This is a genomic window from Streptomyces liliiviolaceus (assembly GCF_018070025.1).
Taxonomy (GTDB): Bacteria; Actinomycetota; Actinomycetes; order Streptomycetales; family Streptomycetaceae; genus Streptomyces; species Streptomyces liliiviolaceus.
In genome coordinates, this window is the sequence record NZ_JAGPYQ010000001.1 from 311,028 (window position 1) to 331,181 (window position 20,154).

The window sequence follows — 20,154 nt, forward strand, 5'->3', positions numbered from 1 at the left end:
TGAGTTAATAAAGCATTTCCAAGGTGACACCTGGGGAATTCGGTGATGGATAGCGGAATTTCCCGGAACCGACGAACCGCCGAACCATGGAGCCGACGAATCGTCGAACGTCGGGTTCCGGGGAATTCGCTAACCGCCCGCGGGCACCCGCCGCGCGGCCAGCCGCAGCATCACCGGCCCGGCGAGCGCGGCGGCACCGCCCACGACGAGCACGCCCAGCAGGACCCACCGGACGAGACCGATCACCTCCGAGGGGGTGAGCCCGCCGGACGCGGCCACGTTCTCCTTGGCCGGGTCCCGCGGTGCGACGGAGGGCCTGCCGGTGTCCATGGCGTCGGGACCGGCTCCCGCGGACCCGCCGGAACCGCCGGAGGCCGCGGCGCCCCCGGCCGCCGAACCGGCGTCCTCGCCGGAGACCGTCCCGCCGTCGCCGCCCGGGCCGCCGGAGCCCTCCGCGTCCTGGTCCTGGCCGCCCGGGGTGCCGGACGGGTCCGGCGCCGTCCAGGTCTCCAGGGTGGTCGCCGCCTTCAGCGCCTGGGTGCGCAGCGCGGCGGGCAGCGGCGCGTAGCCGTACGGCAGTTCGCCGCGCGCCGTGCCCTGGGTCTGCCCCGCGCCCGCCGCGTACCTGATCACCTTGGCGTAGTCCTGGCGCGCGTCCTTCGCCTGGTCCACGGACGAGGCCGCGTAGACGACCGCGGTGAGCGGGTAGGCGCCGTCGTCCGCCGTGGCGGGATCGGGGGTCTTCACCCCGGCGACGGCCGAGTCGGGCATGCGGGCCACGGCCTTGAGCATGGCGTCCGAGGTGGGTTTCACGAAGGCGCCGTCGGCGTTGGGCAGGGCGGCGACATCGAGCTGGTAGCGGGTACTGGAGGCCGCGTCGACGATCCCGAACTCCCGCGCGTTGGTGGCGGCCGGCCGTTCCCCGCTCAGCTTCCAGCCCGCGCCGGACTGCGCGCACAGATACAGCTGTCCGCCGTAGCCGTTGCGGACCTTCTGCGCGGCGTCGTGCATGTCGTTGGTGTAGGGGACGAGGTCCGTGCCGTCGAAGGGCAGGGAGTTCTCCGGGGTGCCGCAGGACGCCTTGGACGTCGTCGGGTCGGCCTTCGGGAAGTAGTCGAGCGGGGTCGCGTCGAGGTCCATGTCCTGGTACGACCTGTTGACCTTCATTCCCCATGGGTCGGCGGTGCCCGAAAGGAATTCCCGTGCGTCCTTGTTCTGCTGGACGTAACGCCAGAGCACGGTCGCCATGTCGGAATTCTCGGTGGAGAGGAGGAGCCCCCAGGGGGAATAGGTCCTGCCGCTCGCGGCCGGGAAATCGGGGTTGAGCTTCTGGAATTCCGGGTCGGCGCCGATGCTCTCGGGGTTCGTTTTCAGATAGTCCGGCAGGTAGTCGGCCGTGGCGACGCTCTTCTGGTACGACTGCGTGAGCAGTTTGGCGAGGAGGCGCTGGTTCAGCCGTACGTCGTGCAGCTGACGGTTGGCGATGTACGCGCCGGACCCCTCCCCCACCGTGACGTCGTACCGCCAGTACAGGCCTACGGTGAGGCCGCTGACCGCCACCGGCGCCTGCACGACCGGCGGGCCGTCCTCGGCCGTCTCGACCGGCTGCACGGTGAAGCCGAGTCCCGGCGAGGTGTCGCTCGGCGCGGTGACGCGCTCGCGGGCCTCGCCCTCGCCGGACTGGGTGAAGGTGAAGCGGCCGGCGCCGGAGCCGCACAGGGCGCTCTGCCACGACGTCATGGCGTCCGTGATCAGCTCGGAGCCGATGGTGCGCCGCTCGGCCCGGTCCTGGGAGCAGGTGCTGCCGACGGGCAGGAAGTCGAGCGGGAAGACCAGCCGCTGGTTCCAGTTCGTCCGGCTCAGCGCGGAGCTGCGTACCGAACCGCTGTTGCCCTCGGTGCCGTTGGTCTCGTGCTCGCCGCGCGGGACGACGACCAGCCAGCAGGGTCTGACCGCGCCCGAGGCCGTGGTCCGCGCGCCGCAGCCCAGGTGGGGCGACTCGACGGACGACCGCATCTCGAAGACCGTCTCGCCGTTGCCGTCGGAGTCGTTGGGCAGCCAGGTCTGGGAGTTGGTGTCGAGGCTGTTGAAGTAGGTCCAGTCGGTCCCGGTGGTGGTCGCGGCGCCCTCGACCGGCTTGAAGGGGACGAAGGCGATGTTGTCGGAATCCGTCGCGTGGTCGGTGTCGAGCGGGTCCCGGGTCGGCGAGACGAGCCGCCCGCCACCGGCCGGGGCGCCGTCCACCGCGCCGAACTCGCACTGGGTGCGGTCCGGCCCCTGGTCGGCGTCGTCGCCCCAGCACTCCATGATCTGCAGGTAGTTGTTGTACGTGGCACCGGTGGGCGCCGCCCGGCCGCCGGTCCAGGTGACCCGTACACCCTGCCCGCGCAGGTTCTTCGTCTGGTGGACCGTGACCTTCAGCTTCGAGAAGTCGTCGTAGGGTCCGGCGGTCCCGGTCTTGGTCACCGCGGAGTTCTCGGCGAAGTTCCCGGCGGAGTTCTTGGCGGCGTCCCCGGCGGAGTTCTGGGCGGTCGCCGCCGTGGCACCCTGCGGCAGCGGCACCAGGGCGAGCAGCAGGGCCGCGAGCAGCGAGCCGAGGCCCGCCGCGACCCGCCCGCGCCCGCCCGTACCGGCCCCGCCGGGGGCCGGGCCGCGCCCGCTCACGCCTCGTACGGATCTCATGCGGTTTCTCCCTTGCGGCGGGCGCGGGCGGACAACATGCGGGAGGTGAGCGGTGGGCCGACGACCACGGCGAGGAGCAGGACCGCGGAGAGCGCCATCAGCGCGCCGCGCATGCCGAACTGCTGTCCCGAGGCGAGGGCGACCGGGTTGGCGACGACCGCGTTGTCGCCGACGCCGGTGCCGTCGCCGCTGACGAGTTCGCCGGTGTCGGGGTCGACCACGGTGCCGCCGGTCGTGGTGGCCGCCGCCGACTCCTGGGCGTCCGGGGTGCCGTCACCGTCGCTGTCGGCCCCGGCGCCTCCCGTACCGCCGGTGCCGCCGGTACCGCCCGTGCTGCCCGAACCCCCGGTCGCGGAGCCGCCGTTCGCGGAGCCGCCGCCCTGGGCCGCCGGGCTGACCGGGGTGTCCGCCTTGGCTCCGGCGGTGCCGTCGGAGCACTGCTTGGAGCCCTTCCTGTCGCAGTCCTTGGGCTGGGGGGCGTTCTCCAGCAGGGTGTTCTTCCCGCCGGAGAAGGTGGGGTTGCGGCAGTCGTTGATGTCGATGGAGGAGGTGGGCGCGCCGGGCACCCGGCGGACCTGGTCGAAGCCCGCCTGGACGAGGTTCTTGGGCAGGGGCGAGTAGCCGAGTTCCTCCGCCTGCTGCTGGCCGTCGCAGAGGAAGTACCGGGCGAAGGTGCCCAGCGACTTCCCCTTGGCCTCGTTCATCGGGTTCTTGTCGCCGCCCACCGAGGTCGGCAGGATCATGTAGCTGTAGCTGGAGAGCGGGTACGTCCGCTTGTCGCCGTTGCGGTAGACGCCGTCCAGGATCTGGGTGAGGTAGTTCGCCGAGTTCTTGTCCTGGTTGATCCGGGCGCCGGTCAGGGCCACGGCGACACTGGAGGCGGTCGGCTCCACGTAATAGTTCGCCTTGTTGAGCACCTTGGCGACCGGGAAGCCGGTCTTGATGGCGTACGAGTACTCGACGTACGTGATCGAGCCCTCCGCCTGCGGCTGCCGCACGAAGCCGGAGACGCCCAGCGAACCGGACTTGGCGATCATCGAGGAGCCGGACAGGACCGGGAAGTACGAGGTCATCCCGCACGCGTTGCCGCGGCCGGTGCGCGCGCAGAAGTCGTTCCAGACGGAGCTCTGTTCCTTGGCCAGCCAGGTGGTGAACTGGGCGGTGGTGCCCGAGCCGTCGGAGCGGACGACCGGGACGATCCGGCGGGCCGGGAGGGTCAGACCGGGGTTGTCGGCGCGGATCTCCGGGGCGTTCCACATGGTGATCGCGCCGGTGAAGACCTTGGCGAGCACCGGCCCGGAGAGCCGGAGGTTGGTGACCTTCTTGCCGCCGATCTTGAGGTTGTACATGAAGGCGGTACCGCCGGCGACGATCGGCATGTACGCGTAGCCGCGGTCCGGCGGGGTGTCGGTGACGCCCTGTTCGGTCAGCCCGTACGGGATCTCGGAGACCGCGAAGTCGACGACGCCGTTGCGGAACTGCTCCCGTCCCTGCGAGGAGCCGACGGCCTTGAAGTTGACCGTCATGCCGAGGTTGGCGGAGATGTTGCGCCGCCACTGGTCCAGGGCGTTGGAGCTCCACGTCGAGCCGGAGCCGGTGATCTTCGTGTACGAGGCCGCCTCGGCGACCGGCGGACGGACGGCGAGCAGTGCGCAGAGCAGCGCAAGACCCGTCACACAGAGACGGAAGGCGGTTGCGGGTCTCACAACGAACTCCTCGGATCCTGAGCCGACTTACGGAGGGAGATGCGGGGCCGGATGGCCCAGTAGCGGGCGCGGGGCTGTATCGATATGCGGCTTCGCCGCGGGCCGCGCCCAGCCCCGTAAGGGGCGCGGGGAACTGCGCGACCAGCCCCCACCGGCCCGCGGCGAACGAACAACGCACCCAGCGCAGAGCGCAGCACGCGCGCCAGGCGCCCTGCGGCAGGCGGGGAGGTGGCAGCCGGGCCACCTCCCGGACCCTGGTGCGTGCGCGCCCCGAAGCGCCGGGCGTCCTTGCGGGAGGCGAGGACCCGGCGGTGCTGCTGGCGGCGGGTGAGCTGTCCCGGGCCGCGCCCGCCGATGCTCCGGGCGACGACGAACAGGGCGAGCACCACGACGAGCAGCGTGGCGGCGGCGCCGAACCCGCGGGCGATCATGTTCGGCTCGGGCGACTCGACGAGTTTCAGCGCGGCCAGCGGCAGCGACACCATCGGGTCGGAGAACGCGTTGGCGTTGAACTCGGCGCCGAAACCCGCCGTGATCAGCACCGGCGAGGTCTCCCCGATCCCCCGGGCCGTACCGAGGATCACCGCGGTCGCGAGACCGGAGCGGGCGGTCGGCAGCACCACGTGCCAGACCGTGCGCCAGCGCGAGGTGCCCATGGCGTACGCGGCCTCGCGCAGGGTGCCGGGGACCAGGCGGAGCACGACGTCGGAGGCGCGGATGATGATCGGCAGCATCATCACCGAGAGCGCGAGCCCCGCGGCGAAGCCGGACTCCGGGAAGCCCAGGGTCAGGATGACCGTGGCGTACACGAACAGTCCGGCCACGATGGACGGCAACGCCGTCATCGCCTCGACGATCGTCCGGACGAACCGGGCGAAGCGGCCGGGCACCTCGTTGAGGAAGACCGCGCAGACCAGCCCCACGGGGACCGTGACGATCAGCGCGATGGTGATCTCGATCAGGGTGCCGGCGATCGCGTGCTTGATACCGCCCGTGCTGAGCGGCTCCAGGGGACCCGCCAGCCGCATGTCCTCGGTGAAGAAGTTCGGATGCGGCAGCGCCCTGCGGCCCTCCCACAGGGTGTACGACACCACGAAGACCAGCACGCTCAGGAGCAGCGCCCCGAGCGAGCGGACCACGGCCGCCGCGATCCGGTCGGCCACCGCGGGCCCGTCCTCGTCGAAGGAGACGAGCAGCGCGTAGAGCCCGAGGAAGAGGGCGTACGCGACGACGACGAAGCCGACCGCCCCGTCGAAGGGCAGCAGCCTGGCGAAGAGCAGCCAGGTCAGGGCGAGCGCGGCGGCCGCGGCGCCCGCCAGCGCGTACACGTCGGTGGCCCGCACCTGCGAGACGGAGCGCCGGGGTTCACCGCCGGGCGCGGCGGCGCGCACGGCGGGCGGCAGGGTGGTGCGGGGCCGCGCGGAGGCCTGGTCCTGATGCCGGTTCTGGGGCTCGGTCTCGGTCTCGGTCTCGGGGGCTGCGGTCATCGCCGTTCTTTCCGTCGGGGACACAGGGGGCCACGACATCGGGGGGCCGGCCGGTGGGCCGGTCGGGCGGTCGTCGGCGGGCCGTCCGCGAGGCGCCTCACGCGTCGCTGGCCGCGCCGGAGCGGCTGCGGGCGACGATGGACGAGGCGGCGAAGTTGACGATCAGGGTCATCACGAACAGCGCGAACCCGGCGGCCATCAGGGCGGACAGACTGAACTCGCTCGCCTCGCCGTAGCGGAGCGCGATCAGCGAGGAGACCGAGCTGGTGCCCGACTGCAGGACGTGCCACTGGACGGTGAAGACCGGCGAGATGAGCATGAAGACGGCGATGGTCTCGCCGAGCGCCCGGCCGAGCCCCAGCATGGTGCCGCCGATCATGCCGCCCTTGCCGAACGGCAGGACGACGCTGCGGATCATGCCCCAGCGGGTCGCACCGAGCGCGTACGCCCCCTCGCGCTCACCCGCCGGGGCCTGCGAGAAGACCTCGCGCATGATCGAGCAGATGATGGGCGCGACCATCATCCCGACGACCAGGCCCGCGATGAACGTGGACGAGGTGTAGACGGTCTCCGGGGCGAGCGGGTCGCGCGGATCGGCGCCGTCGACCTCGAAGACCGGGATCCAGCCGAGGTAGGTGGCGATCCAGCGGGCGGTCGGGAGCACCTTGCCCTCAAGGAAGAAGACCCCCCACAGGCCGTACACCACGGACGGGACGGCGGCCATCAGGTCGACGACGCTGATCAGGGTGCGGCGCAGCCGCGCCGGCGCGTACTCGGAGATGTAGAGCGCCGCACCGAGGGCGAGCGGCACGGCGACGGTGATCGCGACGAGCGCGATCAGGACGGTGCCGACCAGGATGGCCGCGATACCGAAATTGCCGGTGTCGGGCTGCCAGGCGGCGGTCGTCAGGAAGGACCAGCCCGCCCGGTCGAGCGCCTGCCAGGCCCGCAGCAGCAGGAAGCCGCCGACCAGGAGCATGACGGCGAGGACGAACCCGCCGCCACTGCGGGCGACGGCACGGAAGACCCGGTCCGGCACACCGGGGTCCGCGTACAGCCGACGCGGTACGTCATCGGCGAACGCGGCGGACCCGGGCAGGGAGGTTCCCGGGGAGCCGGGTCTCAGACGTCTCGGAGGTCCAGAAGGTCTCTGTGAGGGCACACACCGGACGTTCTACGCCGTCGGTTGACATGCCCGTCCCGATGCGTGAACGAGAGGTTCCCTGGGGGCAACTTCCACCCCGGCGCACTCTCCACACGACCTCCGCCACCGGTCGCGCCTCACGTGTCACCCCATAACTCCGGCCTGGCCGGGTCGAGTTGGGGTAACAGCGCCCGGAAGCGGTCGTACGCGGAACGGCAGGTCGCATGACGCTCGTACGTACGCGCGGCCGCCGCCACGGGCCGGCTCGCCGCGTCCCAGAGCAGCCAGATCCATCCACCGCCCTCCGAGCTGTGCTGGATCCCGCCGACCAGTTCGCCCCGGCTCGCGCAGAGCCTGGTGAACGCGGCACGGCACTGTGTGTGCGAGTCGTGCGAGTCCGCCGAGACGGCCACGGACCGTCCGTTCGGTGCCACCAGGCGCCAGCCGTAGGCGCCTTCCGTCGAGAAGTCGATCAGACATCTCATCCCCGCCGTGACGGCGGCAGGTCTTGCCGCCCCCCTGGGCTGCTCCATGTCCCCACCCCCGCCGCCCTTCGAGACAGCAGAACCGCAGGTACGGCCCCCTTGTGAGCGACACAGGCAATCTACTGAGGCGCATGAGACACAGGGCAGACAAAACTAACTGCCGGACGCACACTTCATGCTCTGGTATCCCCTTGGTAACGCCTAGATAAGACGGGTCGGCAAGCGCTGTCACGAACGAGCGTCCCGCGCCTCGCGGCCCTCAGCCCTCAGCCCTCAGCCCTCAGCCCTCAGCCCTCAGCCCCACACCACCAGGACCGCCGCCCACACCAGTGCCAGCACGACGGCCAACGGCCAGAGCGGGCGGCCCCGTTCGGGGGTGGTGCTCTCCCCGGTGGGCCGCAGCGCCGGGTCGTCGCGCATGGCCGACAGCTCGGCCGCCAGCGCGTCGTACGGATGGACCAGGCCGCGCCGGCGCTCGAACCACGCCCAGCGCGGCGCCGCGACCGACCAGTCGTCGCCCCGCCAGCGCAGTTTCAGCTCGAAGGACCGGCGGCGTACGGAGCGGATGTCGTCCCAGGGAACGTGCCGGGGGCCGCGCAGCCCGGTGACCCACAGGCCCGAGCGGTCGGCGGTGATGCGCCAGGCGAGTTTCACGGGGACGCGGGCGGCTCCGTAGAGACCGAGGGCTGCGGCCAGAGCCAGCTTCCAGGAGGGCAGTTCGGCCTCGGTGAACCCGGCCCAGGTGAGCCAGACGCCCCACTGCACCAGCAGCGCGGCGGCCACCCAGTCCAGCCAGCCCGCACGCCAGCGACGCACCGGGGCGGGCGGGCGGTCCACGACCGACTCCCTGGCCTGCCGCGCCAGTTGACGGTTCTGCTCCTCGCGGGCCTTCTCCCTGGCGACGCGCCGCACACCCGCGCTCGGCGACAACGGGCGGACCGGGCCCGCCGACCACTCCGTCAGCGGCGGCTGGTCGGGGTCCTCGTCGGCGCTGAGGACCACGACCTCGGCACCGTCGAAGGGCGCCCCGAAGAGGACGGCCTCGCGCACCGGCCCGGGGACGTCGTCGTCGACGGCGTCGAGGAGCCGCTCCAACTCCTCGGCCCCGGCCCCGGCCCCGGTATCGGCATCGACATCGGCGGTGTCCGCCTCGTCCTCGTCCTCGTCGGATTCGCCGTCGTACGACGTCAGTTCCACCGTGAACAGGGGGCGCAGCGCCGCCAGGTCGTCCGCCGCGTACACCTCCGTGGTGCCCTGCGCGTCGTCGCGTACGAGGACACGCAGTACGGGTGCGGGGGCCCGGCGCAGTGCGACGGCCCGGTGGCGGCCGAGCCACGCCGAGACCAGGGCGGTCAATCCGAGCCCCGTCAGATAGAAGGCCATGACCCAGGAACCGCGCTGGTCGTCGACCGTGCCCCACAGATGCGCGGTGACACCGGTGAGGACACCGAGCACGAGCACCACGAGGCCGAGCGGCAGCAGGAAACGGCCGCGCCGCACCGGGGCCCGCGCGTCGGGGACCTGTGCCGTGCCGTCCCCGGCGGCCTCCAGGGCCTGTTCCAGCTGGGCGCCGCGGGCCCGCAGACGTACGGCGACGGCAGCCCAGGAGGCGACCACGACGAACGCCCCGACGGCGGTCACCGCCCAGGGCAGGGACGACGCCTGCACCGCGAGCCCCAGGAGCAGCGCGGGCGCTCCGGCCCAGACCAGTTCGGGGCGTGCGAGCACCCACAGGACGTACACCGCGAAGCCCGCCGCGACGAACGGCCACAGGCCGCCGAGCATCGCGGCCCAGGCGCCCGCGCAGAGCGCGAGGGTGGTCACGGCGCCGGCGATCGACCGGCGCACCCGCAGGAACGTCCAGCGCGACGGCAGCGCGGCCGACCAGTTCGCCGCCCGGCCGGCCGTCCAGTCCCGGCAGTCGTCGGGTATCGCGGCCGCGGGCAGTCGCAGCGGCTCGTCGTACGACACATGCACTCCTGGATCGCGTGGAAACGCCGGTGCCGACACCGGCGCGGGCACCGGTGGTGACAGTAGCGAGCGGGACGGCCCGCCCAGGCCGGCGGACGTCCCGGCGCCCGGGGCGGGCGCCGCCCTCTCGTACGGGCGGGCGTGGCCATCCGCCTCAAGCGGGCACGCGCGGAGTGCGGCGGGGCGCCGCCGGGGGGGGTGCGGTGTGCGGGATCAGGCCACGGACAGGAGGATCGCCAGCAGGACCGCTCCGGCCGCCGCGGGGGCCAGCACCTCGTAGGCCCAGCGCACCGACACCTCGCCCTGGGCCTGCGGGTCCTTGGCGTGGGCCTCAACCAGTTCGCGCAGTTCGTCGATGATCTGATCGCCCTGGGCGCGTACGGGGCCGGTGGCGACCGGGGTGGGGTGCGGGTGCGGGGCCTGCCGGGGCTGGCCGAGGCGGCCGCGGGCGCCCGCCGTGCCGCCGCGGGCCTCCTTGCGGGCGGCCCGGTTGCGGGCCCGCAGCGAGACCGGCACGGCCCAGACCTGGTACTTGGTGCCGGCCTTGTCGAGTACCTCGTTCGAGTAGCCGGACCTGAACGCCTCGACCGTTCCCCACGGCAGCGTGATCACCCGGAAGGGGTTACGGATGCGCAGGCGCTGCTCGTTCGCGTGAACGGCGGGGCGCAGGGTGAAGGCGGCGACCAGGGGGACCAGCAGGAGCAGTGCGGCCAGCGCGACCCAGGGGGTGCGGCCCTCGCCCGTGACGAGCGCGTCGATCCCGAGCCAGGCCGCGATGGCGAGCAGCAGGGCGCCGCCCGCGACACCGGAGGGGGACCGGTAGACCCTGTCCTTGAACTGGGGTTCCGGCGAGCTCGGGGTGTCCGGTGCGGGGGGCTGGTGGTCCGGGGTCGTCATACCCCGATTCTGCCTGACCGTTCCCACGGGGGTCGCTCCGCGGGTGGGGACGCGGACGCTGCCCGCACCTTCCGTCCGGGCGGGGGCCCGGTCCCGCGCCCAGGCCCGCGCCCGGGCCGTCGCCGTCTGCGGCGCCGCGGGGGCGGACCGCGCCGTTCCCCGCGCCCCTGGCCGGGGGCATCGTCGGCTGCAGGAGCGTGGGGGTTGCCCGCGCCGTTCCCCGCGCCCCCGGCAGGGCACCCCTGCGGGACCCCACGCCCGAGCGTCGTCGACTGCGGCGGCGTGGGGGCGGGCCGCGCAGTTCCCCGCGCCCCTGGCAGGGCGCCCCTGCGGGACCCCTCGCCGGGGACGTCGTCGGCTGCGGGCGTGCGGGGGTTGCTCGCGCCGTTCCCCGCGCCCCTCGCGGGGCGCCCCTGCGGGGCCCCTCGCCCGGGCGTCGTCGGCTGCGGGAGCGTGGGGGCGGGCCGCGCAGTTCCCCGCGCCCCTGGCGGGGCTGCGGCAAGGCGCCCCCGAAGGGGCGCGGGGAACGGCGCGGGCAACCCCCACACGCCCGCAGCCGAAGACACCCCGGCCACCACCCAAAAGGGGCGCGGGGAACAGCGCAGGCGCCCCCCACACCCCCACAGACGAACGCACCCCACACCCAGGGGTGTACAGCCGCTACGCGCGTAGATATGCTCGGGTGGTGACCATGCCCACCACCACCCCCTCCGCAGCCCCCGCCTTCACGGACGTGACCGCGTCAGACAGCGCCCTGCGCCGCTTCCTCCACGGGCTGCCCGGCGTCGACACGGTCGGTCTGGAGGCGCGCGCCGCCGCGCTCGGCACCCGTTCCGTCAAGACGACCGCGAAGGCGTACGCCATAGACCTCGCCATCTCGATGGTCGACCTGACGACGCTGGAAGGCGCGGACACCCCCGGCAAGGTCCGGGCGCTCGGCGCCAAGGCCGTCCACCCGGACCCCACGGACCGCACCGCCCCGACGACCGCCGCCGTCTGCGTCTACCCCGACATGGTGGCCGCGGCCAAGGACGCCGTCGCCGGCTCAGGCGTGCTGGTCGCCTCCGTCGCGACCGCATTTCCGGCCGGCCGCGCCGCGCTCGACGTGAAGCTGGCCGACGTGCGCGACGCCGTCGCCGCGGGCGCCGACGAGATCGACATGGTCATCGACCGCGGCGCGTTCCTCGCGGGCAGGTACCTGAAGGTGTACGACGAGATCGTCGCCGTGAAGGAGGCCTCGGGCGCCGCCCGCCTGAAGGTCATCTTCGAGACGGGCGAGCTGTCGACGTACGACAACATCCGGCGCGCGAGCTGGCTCGGCATGCTGGCGGGCGCGGACTTCATCAAGACGTCGACGGGCAAGGTCGCCGTCAACGCGACCCCCGCGAACACCCTTTTGATGCTGGAGGCCGTCCGCGACTTCCGCGCGCAGACCGGGGTCCAGGTGGGCGTGAAGCCCGCCGGCGGCATTCGTACCACGAAGGACGCCGTCAAGTTCCTGGTGCTGGTCAAGGAGACCGCGGGCGAGGACTGGCTGGACAACCACTGGTTCCGCTTCGGCGCGTCCTCGCTCCTCAACGACCTGCTGATGCAGCGCCAGAAACTGGCCACCGGCCGCTACTCCGGCCCCGACTACGTGACGGTGGACTGATCCACATGGCTTCCGCAACGCCTTCCGCAACGGCTTCCGCGTTCGAGTACGCACCGGCGCCCGAGTCCCGCTCCGTCGTCGACATCGCCCCGTCGTACGGGCTGTTCATCGACGGCGAGTTCACCGAGGCCGCCGACGGCAAGGTCTTCAAGACCGTCAGCCCGAGCACCGAAGAGGTGCTGTCCGAGATCGCCCGGGCGGGCGAGGCGGACGTCGACCGCGCGGTGAAGGCCGCCCGCCGGGCCTTCGAGAAGTGGTCCGCGCTGCCCGGCTCCGAGCGCGCCAAGTACCTGTTCCGTATCGCCCGCATCATCCAGGAGCGCAGCCGCGAGCTGGCCGTCCTGGAGACGCTGGACAACGGAAAGCCCATCAAGGAGACGAGGGACGCCGACCTCCCCCTGGTGGCGGCGCACTTCTTCTACTACGCGGGCTGGGCCGACAAGCTCGACCACGCCGGCTTCGGCGCGAACCCGCGCCCGCTGGGCGTCGCCGGCCAGGTCATCCCCTGGAACTTCCCGCTCCTGATGCTGGCCTGGAAGATCGCCCCGGCCCTCGCGACGGGCAACACGGTGGTGCTGAAGCCCGCCGAGACGACCCCCCTGTCCGCCCTGTTCTTCGCGGACATCTGCCGCCAGGCGGGCCTGCCCAAGGGCGTCGTCAACATCCTGCCGGGATACGGCGACGCGGGCGCGGCGCTCGTCGAGCACCCGGACGTGAACAAGGTGGCCTTCACCGGCTCAACCGCCGTCGGCAAGGCCATCGCCCGCCAGGTGGCGGGCACGGCCAAGAAGGTCACGCTCGAACTGGGCGGCAAGGGCGCGAACATCGTCTTCGACGACGCCCCGATCGACCAGGCCGTCGAGGGCATCGTCACGGGCATCTTCTTCAACCAGGGCCAGGTCTGCTGCGCGGGCTCGCGGCTCCTTGTCCAGGAGTCGATCCACGACGAGCTGCTGGACTCCCTCAAGCGCAGGCTCTCGACGCTGCGTCTGGGCGACCCACTCGACAAGAACACCGACATCGGCGCGATCAACAGCGCCGAGCAGCTCGCCCGGATCTCCTCGCTCGTCGAGCAGGGCGAGGCGGAGGGCGCCGAGCGCTGGTCACCGTCCTGCGAACTGCCGTCGTCGGGCTACTGGTTCGCCCCGACGCTCTTCACGAACGTCACCCAGGCGCACACCGTCGCCCGCGACGAGATCTTCGGCCCGGTCCTGTCCGTCCTCACCTTCCGCACCCCGGACGAGGCGGTCGCGAAGGCCAACAACAGCCAGTACGGCCTCTCGGCGGGCATCTGGACCGAGAAGGGTTCCCGGATCCTGGCGGTCGCGAGCAAGCTGCGCGCGGGTGTCATCTGGTCCAACACGTTCAACAAGTTCGATCCGACCTCGCCGTTCGGCGGCTACAAGGAGTCGGGCTACGGCCGCGAGGGCGGTCGCCACGGCCTGGAGGCGTACCTCGATGTCTGACAAGCCGAAGAACACCGAGAAGGCCAAGCAGGCCGAACAGGCCGCGCCGCGGCGCCTGAGCGTCTTCAAGACCTACAAGCTGTACGTCGGCGGGAAGTTCCCGCGTTCCGAGAGCGGCCGGGTGTACGAGGTGACCGACTCGAAGGGCACATGGCTGGCCAACGCGCCGCGTGCGAGCCGCAAGGACGCCCGTGACGCGGTCGTCGCCGCCCGCAAGGCGTTCGGCGGCTGGTCCGGCGCGACCGCGTACAACCGCGGCCAGGTCCTCTACCGCGTCGCGGAGATGCTGGAGGGCCGCAGGGACCAGTTCGTACGGGAGGTCTCGGAAGCGGAGGGTCTCTCGAAGTCCCGGGCCGCCGCCCAGGTGGACGCGGCGATCGACCGCTGGGTCTGGTACGCGGGCTGGACCGACAAGATCGCCCAGGTCGTCGGCGGCGGGAACCCGGTGGCGGGCCCGTACTTCAACCTCTCGTCCCCCGAACCGACGGGTGTGGTGACGGTCCTCGCCCCGCAGGAGTCGTCGTTCCTCGGGCTGGTCTCGGTGCTCGCCCCGGTGATCGCGACCGGCAACACGGCGGTCGTCATCGCGAGCGAGAGGTCCCCGCTCCCCGCGCTGTCGCTGGGCGAGGTCCTGGCGACCTCGGACGTCCCGGGCGGCGTGGTGAATATCCTCACCGGCGGTACGGCTGAGATCGCGGCCCCGCTCGCCGCCCACCAGGACGTCAACGCGATCGACCTGGCCGGCGCCGACGAGGCACTCGCGAAGGAACTGGAGATCGCGGCGGCCGACAACCTCAAGCGCGTCGTCCGTCCACAGCCTGTGGATTACTTCGCCACGCCCGGCACGGACCGCCTGACGGCCTTCCTGGAGACGAAGACGGTCTGGCACCCCACGGGAGCGCTGGGCGCGTCGGGCTCGTCCTACTAGACCGCCGACGCAAGAGAACGGTTCGGCCCCCATACGGAGAGCCGCGCATCCCCACCGTCCGGGGGAGGCGCGGCTCTCTCTCGCCCGCACAGGGGCTCATGGGCGCTCGCGGTTCAGGCGCCCAGCAGTGTCGTCACCTGGCCCAGCACCGGGACGCTGCCCAGCGACTGGGCCTGCGCGACCGGCGCCGTCAGCATGGTCGTCGCCATCGGCGGGAAGTCGGCGATCTGGGTGCCGAGCCCGTTGTCGAGCGGGTCGACGCCCGTGCCGGCCAGCGGGTTGGGCTTCAGGTCCGCGACCGGACCGGTCACGTAACCGACCGTCCCGGTCAGTGCCTGCAGCCCGGCCTGCGGGTCGACGGTGCCCAGCGAGGTCGGGCGCGTACGGATCACGTCGACCACGGGGTCGGTGTCCGCGGCCGCCGCGGTCGCGCCCGCGCCGACCGCGATCCCCGCGGTGGTGAGGGCCAGCAACGCGCGCCGGGCGGTCGGGTTCTGGTAGGCCGTGTGTCGTGCCATCGCTGCTGCCACCTTCTGATGCGCTGAGTAATCAGGTCGACACGTAGGGTAGTTGAGGGGTGACGTGCGTTCCAAAGGCGACCCGCGGGCTCGGCCGGGAGCGGATGATGCCGCACACTGGTGTCTCGTGAGTTCCCCTCTTCCGAATTCCCCGGCAACCGCACGTGTCGTACTGCTGTGCGGCCCCTCCGGCTCCGGCAAGTCCCTTCTCGCGGCCCGCTCCGGCCTTCCGGTGCTGCGGCTCGACGACTTCTACAAGGAGGGCCACGACCCGACGCTGCCGCAGGTGGCGGGGAGTTCGGACATCGACTGGGACCACCCGCTGTCCTGGGACGCGGACGCGGCCGTCGCGGCGATCGCGGAGCTGTGCGGGACGGGGCGTACGAGCGTTCCCGTGTACGACATTTCGCTGAGCGCGCGTACGGGTGCCGAGACCGTCGACTTCGAGGGGACCCCGGTCTTCATCGCCGAGGGCATCTTCGCGGCGGAGATAGTGGAGCGGTGCCGGGAAGCGGGGCTGCTGGCCGACGCGCTCTGTCTGAGCCGGGGGGCCGTGACGACGTTCCGGCGGCGGTTCCTGCGGGATCTTCGCGAGGGCCGGAAGTCCGTACCGTTCCTTCTTCGGCGGGGGTGGCGGCTGATGCGGGACGAGCGGACGATCGTGTCGCGGCAGACCGCGCTCGGGGCGTACGCGTGTGATCGCGACGAGGCGCTGGCGCGGCTTGCCTCGGCGTCCCGCTCCTCGGCGTGTCGCTCCGCGGCGTCTCGCTCCGCGGCGGAGGTCGTGGATGACGTGCGGGTGAGTGGGGGCTGAGCTCGCGCAGTTCCCCGCGCCCCTTAAAAGCGAAAGACTGCGCCGTTCCCCGCGCCCCTCAAGGGCGAAAGACTGCGCCGTTGCCCGCGGCCCTGGCGGCGGAAGCAAAAAGCAGCGGGGCCGGTTGGGCCCCCCGGCCCTTCCGGTCCCGCTGCTCTTCGTGCTCCCCCGTGGTCCCCCCGGACCCCGTTGCTCCCCCGAGCCGTCCGTCACCTCCCCCGAAGTGACGAACTTTCCCCGTGCTGTCCGACGCCTCCCCCCGGAGTGACGGACATTCCCCCCACAGCCTTCAGGCGACAAGCTCCCCGAAGGACTCCTCCTCGTCACGGCCGAAGCTGAGGACGTCGTCCTCGCGCAGCCGGCGGAGCGACCGCCAGATGCTGGACTTCACCGTGCCGACACTGATGTCGAGGATCTCCGCGATCTCCGGGTCCGTGCGGCCCTCGTAGTAACGAAGGACCAGCATGGTGCGCTGGAGTTCGGGGAGCCGGGCGAGCGCCTGCCACAGAACCGCGCGCAGCTCCGTGCCGCGCATCGCGTCCGTGTCGCCGGCCGTCTCCGGCAGTTCCTCGGTCGGGTATTCGTTCAGCTTGCGGCGGCGCCACGCGCTGATGTGCAGATTGGTCATCGTGCGGCGGAGGTAGCCCCCGACCGCGGCCTTGTCACTGATGCGGTCCCACGCCCGGTACGTCGAGAAGAGGGCGCTCTGCAGCAGGTCCTCGGCCTCGAAACGGTCACCGGTCAGGTGGTAGGCGGTCGCGTACAGGGAGGCGCGGCGCTCCTGGACGTAGGCGGTGAACTCCGCCTCCGACACCGAGTGCCGCTCCCCCGTGACCTCCCCGTACGCCGCCCCCGTACCCCCGTGGGCGACCCCCGTGCCGCTTCCCCCCGTATGTGCGTCAACCACCGTCATGTACGACCCGGTGTGCTGACGCCCGGTGCCGCGAGCGCACCCCCGCCCGCTCACGGCACCGGACTTCTCGGTGCTCCTCGTGACGTCGTGGAGCCGCGTGACAACTGCGCCAGTGCTGGTGCTGTGCAGCGTGTTCATCTCGCGCCCCCCGTCGTGGAGTTCCGGTTCTCCGGTACTTCGTCTGCTTCGTCGCCGACCGTGTCGCCGGCTTCGCTGCGGTGCTTCCGTGCTTGTGACCAAAAGCTTGCCGGGGCCACTTCATGACGGTGTCCCCCGACTGTCACAGACCTGTCACAGGGGTCGGTCCCCGATTTTCCACAGACCGATCACAGAGAAGCGTCGTACGGCTACTCATCCGGCACACTCGGCACGCCTCGGCCCCGCACTCGTACGCGGGACATGTGTGGGAGCGCTCCAACAGTCGATACCCGCCCACGTCATGGGACAGAATGACGTCCGTGCCTTCCCTGTTGCTGATCGAGGACGACGACGCCATCCGGACGGCCCTGGAGCTCTCGCTGACGCGCCAGGGACACCGGGTGGCCACCGCTGCCACCGGCGAGGACGGTCTGAAGCTGTTGCGCGAGCAACGGCCCGATCTGATCGTTCTCGACGTGATGCTGCCCGGCATCGACGGATTCGAGGTGTGCCGCCGTATCCGGCGTACGGACCAGTTGCCGATCATCCTGCTGACCGCGCGCAGCGATGACATCGACGTCGTGGTCGGGCTGGAGTCCGGCGCCGACGACTACGTGGTCAAACCCGTGCAGGGGCGGGTGCTCGACGCCCGGATCCGGGCCGTGCTGCGCCGCGGCGAGCGCGAGGCGAACGACTCGGCGACCTTCGGTTCGCTGGTGATCGACCGCGCCGCGATGACCGTGACGAAGAACGGCGAGGACCTGCAGCTGACGCCCACCGAGCTGCGGCTGCTCCTTGAGCTGAGCCGGCGCCCCGGCCAGGCCCTGTCCCGGCAGCAGCTGCTGCGGCTGGTGTGGGAGCACGACTACCTCGGCGACTCACGGCTCGTCGACGCGTGTGTGCAGCGGCTGCGCGCGAAGGTGGAGGACGTGCCGTCCTCGCCGACCCTGATCCGTACCGTGCGCGGCGTCGGCTACCGGCTGGACAATCCTCAGTGACCAAACCGCAGGACAAGCTCCGCGGCTGGGCGGCGGCCCGCCGTACGGTCATGGCGGGGCTGCGCTTCACCAGTCTTCGGCTTCGCCTGGTCGTGGTGTTCGGGCTCGTCGCGCTGACCGCCGCCGTGTCGGCGTCCGGGATCGCGTACTGGCTCAACCGCGAGGCCGTGCTCACCCGTACGCAGGACGCGGTGCTCGGCGACTTCCAGCAGGCGATGCAGACCCGCGCCAGCACACTGCGCCAGCACCCCACGCAGGGGGAACTGCAGCGCGCCGCCGGGCAGATGGCGAACAGCAGCCAGCGCTTCAGCGTGCTGCTGATCGCCGAGGACGAGAACGGCACGGCCGTCCGCGGCAACTCCGACCTGGACACCTTCACGCTGGCGGACGTACCGCAGTCCCTCCAGAAGGCGGTGAACAAGGAACAGAAGATCTCCTCGCACAACAAGTACGCGTACCACCTGTACTGGCAGCGGACCGTGCAGGGCGACAAGCCGTATCTGGTGGGCGGTGCCAAGGTGATCGGCGGCGGGCCGACCGGGTACATGCTCAAGTCGCTGGAGCCGGAGGCCAAGGACCTCAACTCGCTCGCCTGGTCGCTGGGGATCGCGACCGGGCTCGCGCTGATCGGCTCGGCGCTGCTCGCGCAGGCCGCCGCGACGACCGTGCTGAAGCCGGTGCACCGGCTGGGGACCGCCGCGCGGCGGCTCGGCGAGGGCAAGCTCGACACCCGGCTGCGGGTGTCGGGGACGGACGAACTCGCCGATCTGTCACGGACGTTCAACCGCACGGCGGAGTCGCTGGAGAAACGGGTCGCGGACATGAGCGCCCGCGACGAGGCGTCCCGGCGGTTCGTGGCGGACATGTCGCACGAACTGCGGACACCGCTGACCGCGATCACCGCGGTGACCGAGGTGCTGGAGGAGGAGCTCGACGCCGAGACCGGCAGCGTCGACCCGATGATCGAGCCCGCCGTACGGCTCGTCGTCAGCGAGACCCGGCGGCTGAACAACCTCGTGGAGAACCTGATGGAGGTCACCCGCTTCGACGCGGGCACCGCCCGGCTCGTCTCCGACACCGTCGACATCGCCGACCAGATCACCGCGTGCATCGACGCGCGCGCCTGGCTGGACGCGGTCGAACTGGACGCGCGGCGCGGCATCATGGCGCACGTCGACCCGCGCCGTCTGGACGTCATCCTGGCGAACCTCATCGGCAACGCCCTCAAGCACGGCGGTTCCCCGGTGCGCGTGTACGTGCGCGAGGAGGGCGCCGACCTGGTCATCGAGGTGCAGGACCACGGTCCCGGCATCCCCGAGGACGTCCTGCCGCACGTCTTCGACCGCTTCTACAAGGCGAGCGCCTCCCGGCCGCGCTCCGAGGGCAGCGGTCTCGGCCTGTCCATCGCCCTGGAGAACGCCCACATCCACGGCGGCGAGATCACCGCCGCGAACTCGCCCAAGGGAGGCGCGGTCTTCACCCTGCGCCTGCCGCTCGACTCCTCCGAGCCGAAGGATCCCGAGGACCACGGGGACCACGGCGACCCGGAGGCCGAGGACGCCCACCGGGCCGACGCCGACCGCACCGAGGGGGGCGTGTGATGCCCGTACGACAGGACACGCGGGACGCACGGGACGCACGGGACATACGCGCCCCGCGTGCGCCGCGTGCGACACGACCCCTTCGTGCGACACGAGCCCTGCGCGCGGCCCGCGCCGTCCGGGCTGTCCGTCCGGTGCTCGCCGTGCCGCTGGTGGCCATGGCGCTGACGCTGGCCGGGTGCGGGATCCGGGCGACGGAGGTGCCGACCGACTTCGGTCCCGCGCCCTCCCGGGTGCCGTGCGCGCTGACCGGCCCGGACATCGGTACGCAGTCCTCGCGCGGCATCCTCGTGCAGGTCTTCCTCGTCTGCTCGTCCCAGCTCGCGCCGGTCGACCGGACCGTGCGCATCGAGGCGGGTCCCGCGGAGACGGACCGGGTACGCGCCGCGCAGGCCCTCCTCGACGAGCTGTCCGAGTCCCCGTCGGACGCGGAGAAGCAGGCGAACTACTCGACGACCGTGCCCAAGGGCCTCACCGTGGCCGGCCCGCGGCGCACCGACCCGGGTGACGCGCTCCGGCTGAGCACGGCGCCCACGGATCTGACCCCGTACGCGCTGGCGCAGATCATCTGCACCTTCAGCGACTCCGAGGCCGCCTCCGACGACGGCACGGTGACCCTGGGCGGCCCCGCAGGCGATGCCTCACGGCGCTACGAGTGCACGGAGGCCGTGCGTACGCGGCCGGGCACGGAGACCCCGCCCTCGACGCGCACGGACGGGGCCTGAGCCCTTCCGCCCGCACGGGCGGACGCCCTG

Annotated in this window: 16 protein-coding genes; 7 read left to right on the top strand and 9 right to left on the bottom strand. The window is 72.0% G+C overall.

The window, feature by feature from the left end; translation table 11 throughout:
* Positions 1-129: 129 nt before the first annotated feature.
* From J8N05_RS01335 to J8N05_RS01365, 7 genes are all read right to left on the bottom strand, one after another.
* Positions 130-2,682 carry a hypothetical protein gene (locus J8N05_RS01335; protein WP_210880661.1) on the bottom strand — a complete coding sequence of 851 codons (2,553 nt, stop codon included), beginning with the start codon at positions 2,680-2,682 and terminating at the stop codon, positions 130-132.
* On the bottom strand, positions 2,679-4,388 hold the full coding sequence (pstS, locus tag J8N05_RS01340) for a phosphate ABC transporter substrate-binding protein PstS (RefSeq protein ID WP_210880662.1): 1,710 nt from the start codon (positions 4,386-4,388) through the stop codon (positions 2,679-2,681). The genes J8N05_RS01335 and pstS overlap by 4 nt, the downstream gene beginning before the upstream one ends.
* Entirely contained in the window at positions 4,385-5,875 is a 1,491-nt protein-coding gene (gene pstA / locus J8N05_RS01345; RefSeq protein WP_210880663.1) for a phosphate ABC transporter permease PstA, read from the bottom strand. Before pstA ends, pstS begins: the two co-directional genes overlap by 4 nt.
* 97 nt (positions 5,876-5,972) lie before the next feature.
* Positions 5,973-6,914, bottom strand: coding sequence for a phosphate ABC transporter permease subunit PstC (gene pstC / locus J8N05_RS01350; protein WP_247706103.1), 942 nt, complete (start codon positions 6,912-6,914; stop codon positions 5,973-5,975).
* A gap of 242 nt (positions 6,915-7,156) precedes the next feature.
* Positions 7,157-7,552, bottom strand: a complete 396-nt coding sequence (locus J8N05_RS01355; protein ID WP_210880664.1) for a hypothetical protein — start codon at positions 7,550-7,552, stop codon at positions 7,157-7,159.
* A gap of 246 nt (positions 7,553-7,798) precedes the next feature.
* The gene (locus tag J8N05_RS01360) at positions 7,799-9,475 is read right to left on the bottom strand and encodes a hypothetical protein (protein WP_210880665.1); all 1,677 of its coding nucleotides are present in this window, start codon (positions 9,473-9,475) and stop codon (positions 7,799-7,801) included.
* A 213-nt stretch (positions 9,476-9,688) separates the two neighbouring features.
* Positions 9,689-10,372: a PH domain-containing protein gene (locus J8N05_RS01365; protein WP_210880666.1), complete on the bottom strand. Its 684-nt coding sequence runs from the start codon at positions 10,370-10,372 to the stop codon at positions 9,689-9,691.
* Positions 10,373-11,063: 691 nt separating this feature from the next.
* On the opposite strand from J8N05_RS01365, the gene deoC reads away from it, so the two are divergent.
* From deoC to J8N05_RS01380, 3 genes are read left to right on the top strand one after another with little or no spacing between them, the layout of a single operon-like run.
* Complete coding sequence (gene deoC / locus J8N05_RS01370) at positions 11,064-12,023, top strand: deoxyribose-phosphate aldolase (protein ID WP_210889946.1); 960 nt, start codon at positions 11,064-11,066, stop codon at positions 12,021-12,023.
* Between the two features lie 5 nt (positions 12,024-12,028).
* Complete coding sequence (locus J8N05_RS01375) at positions 12,029-13,489, top strand: aldehyde dehydrogenase family protein (RefSeq protein ID WP_210880667.1); 1,461 nt, start codon at positions 12,029-12,031, stop codon at positions 13,487-13,489.
* On the top strand, positions 13,482-14,417 hold the full coding sequence (locus J8N05_RS01380) for an aldehyde dehydrogenase family protein (RefSeq protein WP_210880668.1): 936 nt from the start codon (positions 13,482-13,484) through the stop codon (positions 14,415-14,417). Before J8N05_RS01375 ends, J8N05_RS01380 begins: the two co-directional genes overlap by 8 nt.
* Positions 14,418-14,530: 113 nt before the next feature.
* On the opposite strand, the gene J8N05_RS01385 is transcribed toward J8N05_RS01380, so the two are convergent.
* Positions 14,531-14,935, bottom strand: coding sequence for a hypothetical protein (locus J8N05_RS01385; protein ID WP_210880669.1), 405 nt, complete (start codon positions 14,933-14,935; stop codon positions 14,531-14,533).
* 127 nt (positions 14,936-15,062) lie between these two features.
* On the opposite strand from J8N05_RS01385, the gene J8N05_RS01390 reads away from it, so the two are divergent.
* Complete coding sequence (locus J8N05_RS01390; RefSeq protein WP_247706104.1) at positions 15,063-15,749, top strand: uridine kinase; 687 nt, start codon at positions 15,063-15,065, stop codon at positions 15,747-15,749.
* 289 nt (positions 15,750-16,038) lie between these two features.
* Here the strand turns inward: J8N05_RS01390 and J8N05_RS01395 are convergent, their stop codons facing one another.
* Positions 16,039-16,800, bottom strand: a complete 762-nt coding sequence (locus J8N05_RS01395; protein ID WP_210880671.1) for a SigE family RNA polymerase sigma factor — start codon at positions 16,798-16,800, stop codon at positions 16,039-16,041.
* Between the two features lie 320 nt (positions 16,801-17,120).
* On the opposite strand from J8N05_RS01395, the gene afsQ1 reads away from it, so the two are divergent.
* From afsQ1 to J8N05_RS01410, 3 genes are all read left to right on the top strand, one after another.
* Positions 17,121-17,798, top strand: coding sequence for a two-component system response regulator AfsQ1 (gene afsQ1, locus J8N05_RS01400; RefSeq protein WP_099505496.1), 678 nt, complete (start codon positions 17,121-17,123; stop codon positions 17,796-17,798).
* Complete coding sequence (locus J8N05_RS01405) at positions 17,795-19,399, top strand: sensor histidine kinase (RefSeq protein ID WP_282108138.1); 1,605 nt, start codon at positions 17,795-17,797, stop codon at positions 19,397-19,399. Before afsQ1 ends, J8N05_RS01405 begins: the two co-directional genes overlap by 4 nt.
* 158 nt (positions 19,400-19,557) lie before the next feature.
* Positions 19,558-20,124 carry a hypothetical protein gene (locus J8N05_RS01410; RefSeq protein WP_210889948.1) on the top strand — a complete coding sequence of 189 codons (567 nt, stop codon included), beginning with the start codon at positions 19,558-19,560 and terminating at the stop codon, positions 20,122-20,124.
* The last annotated feature ends 30 nt before the right edge of the window (positions 20,125-20,154 follow it).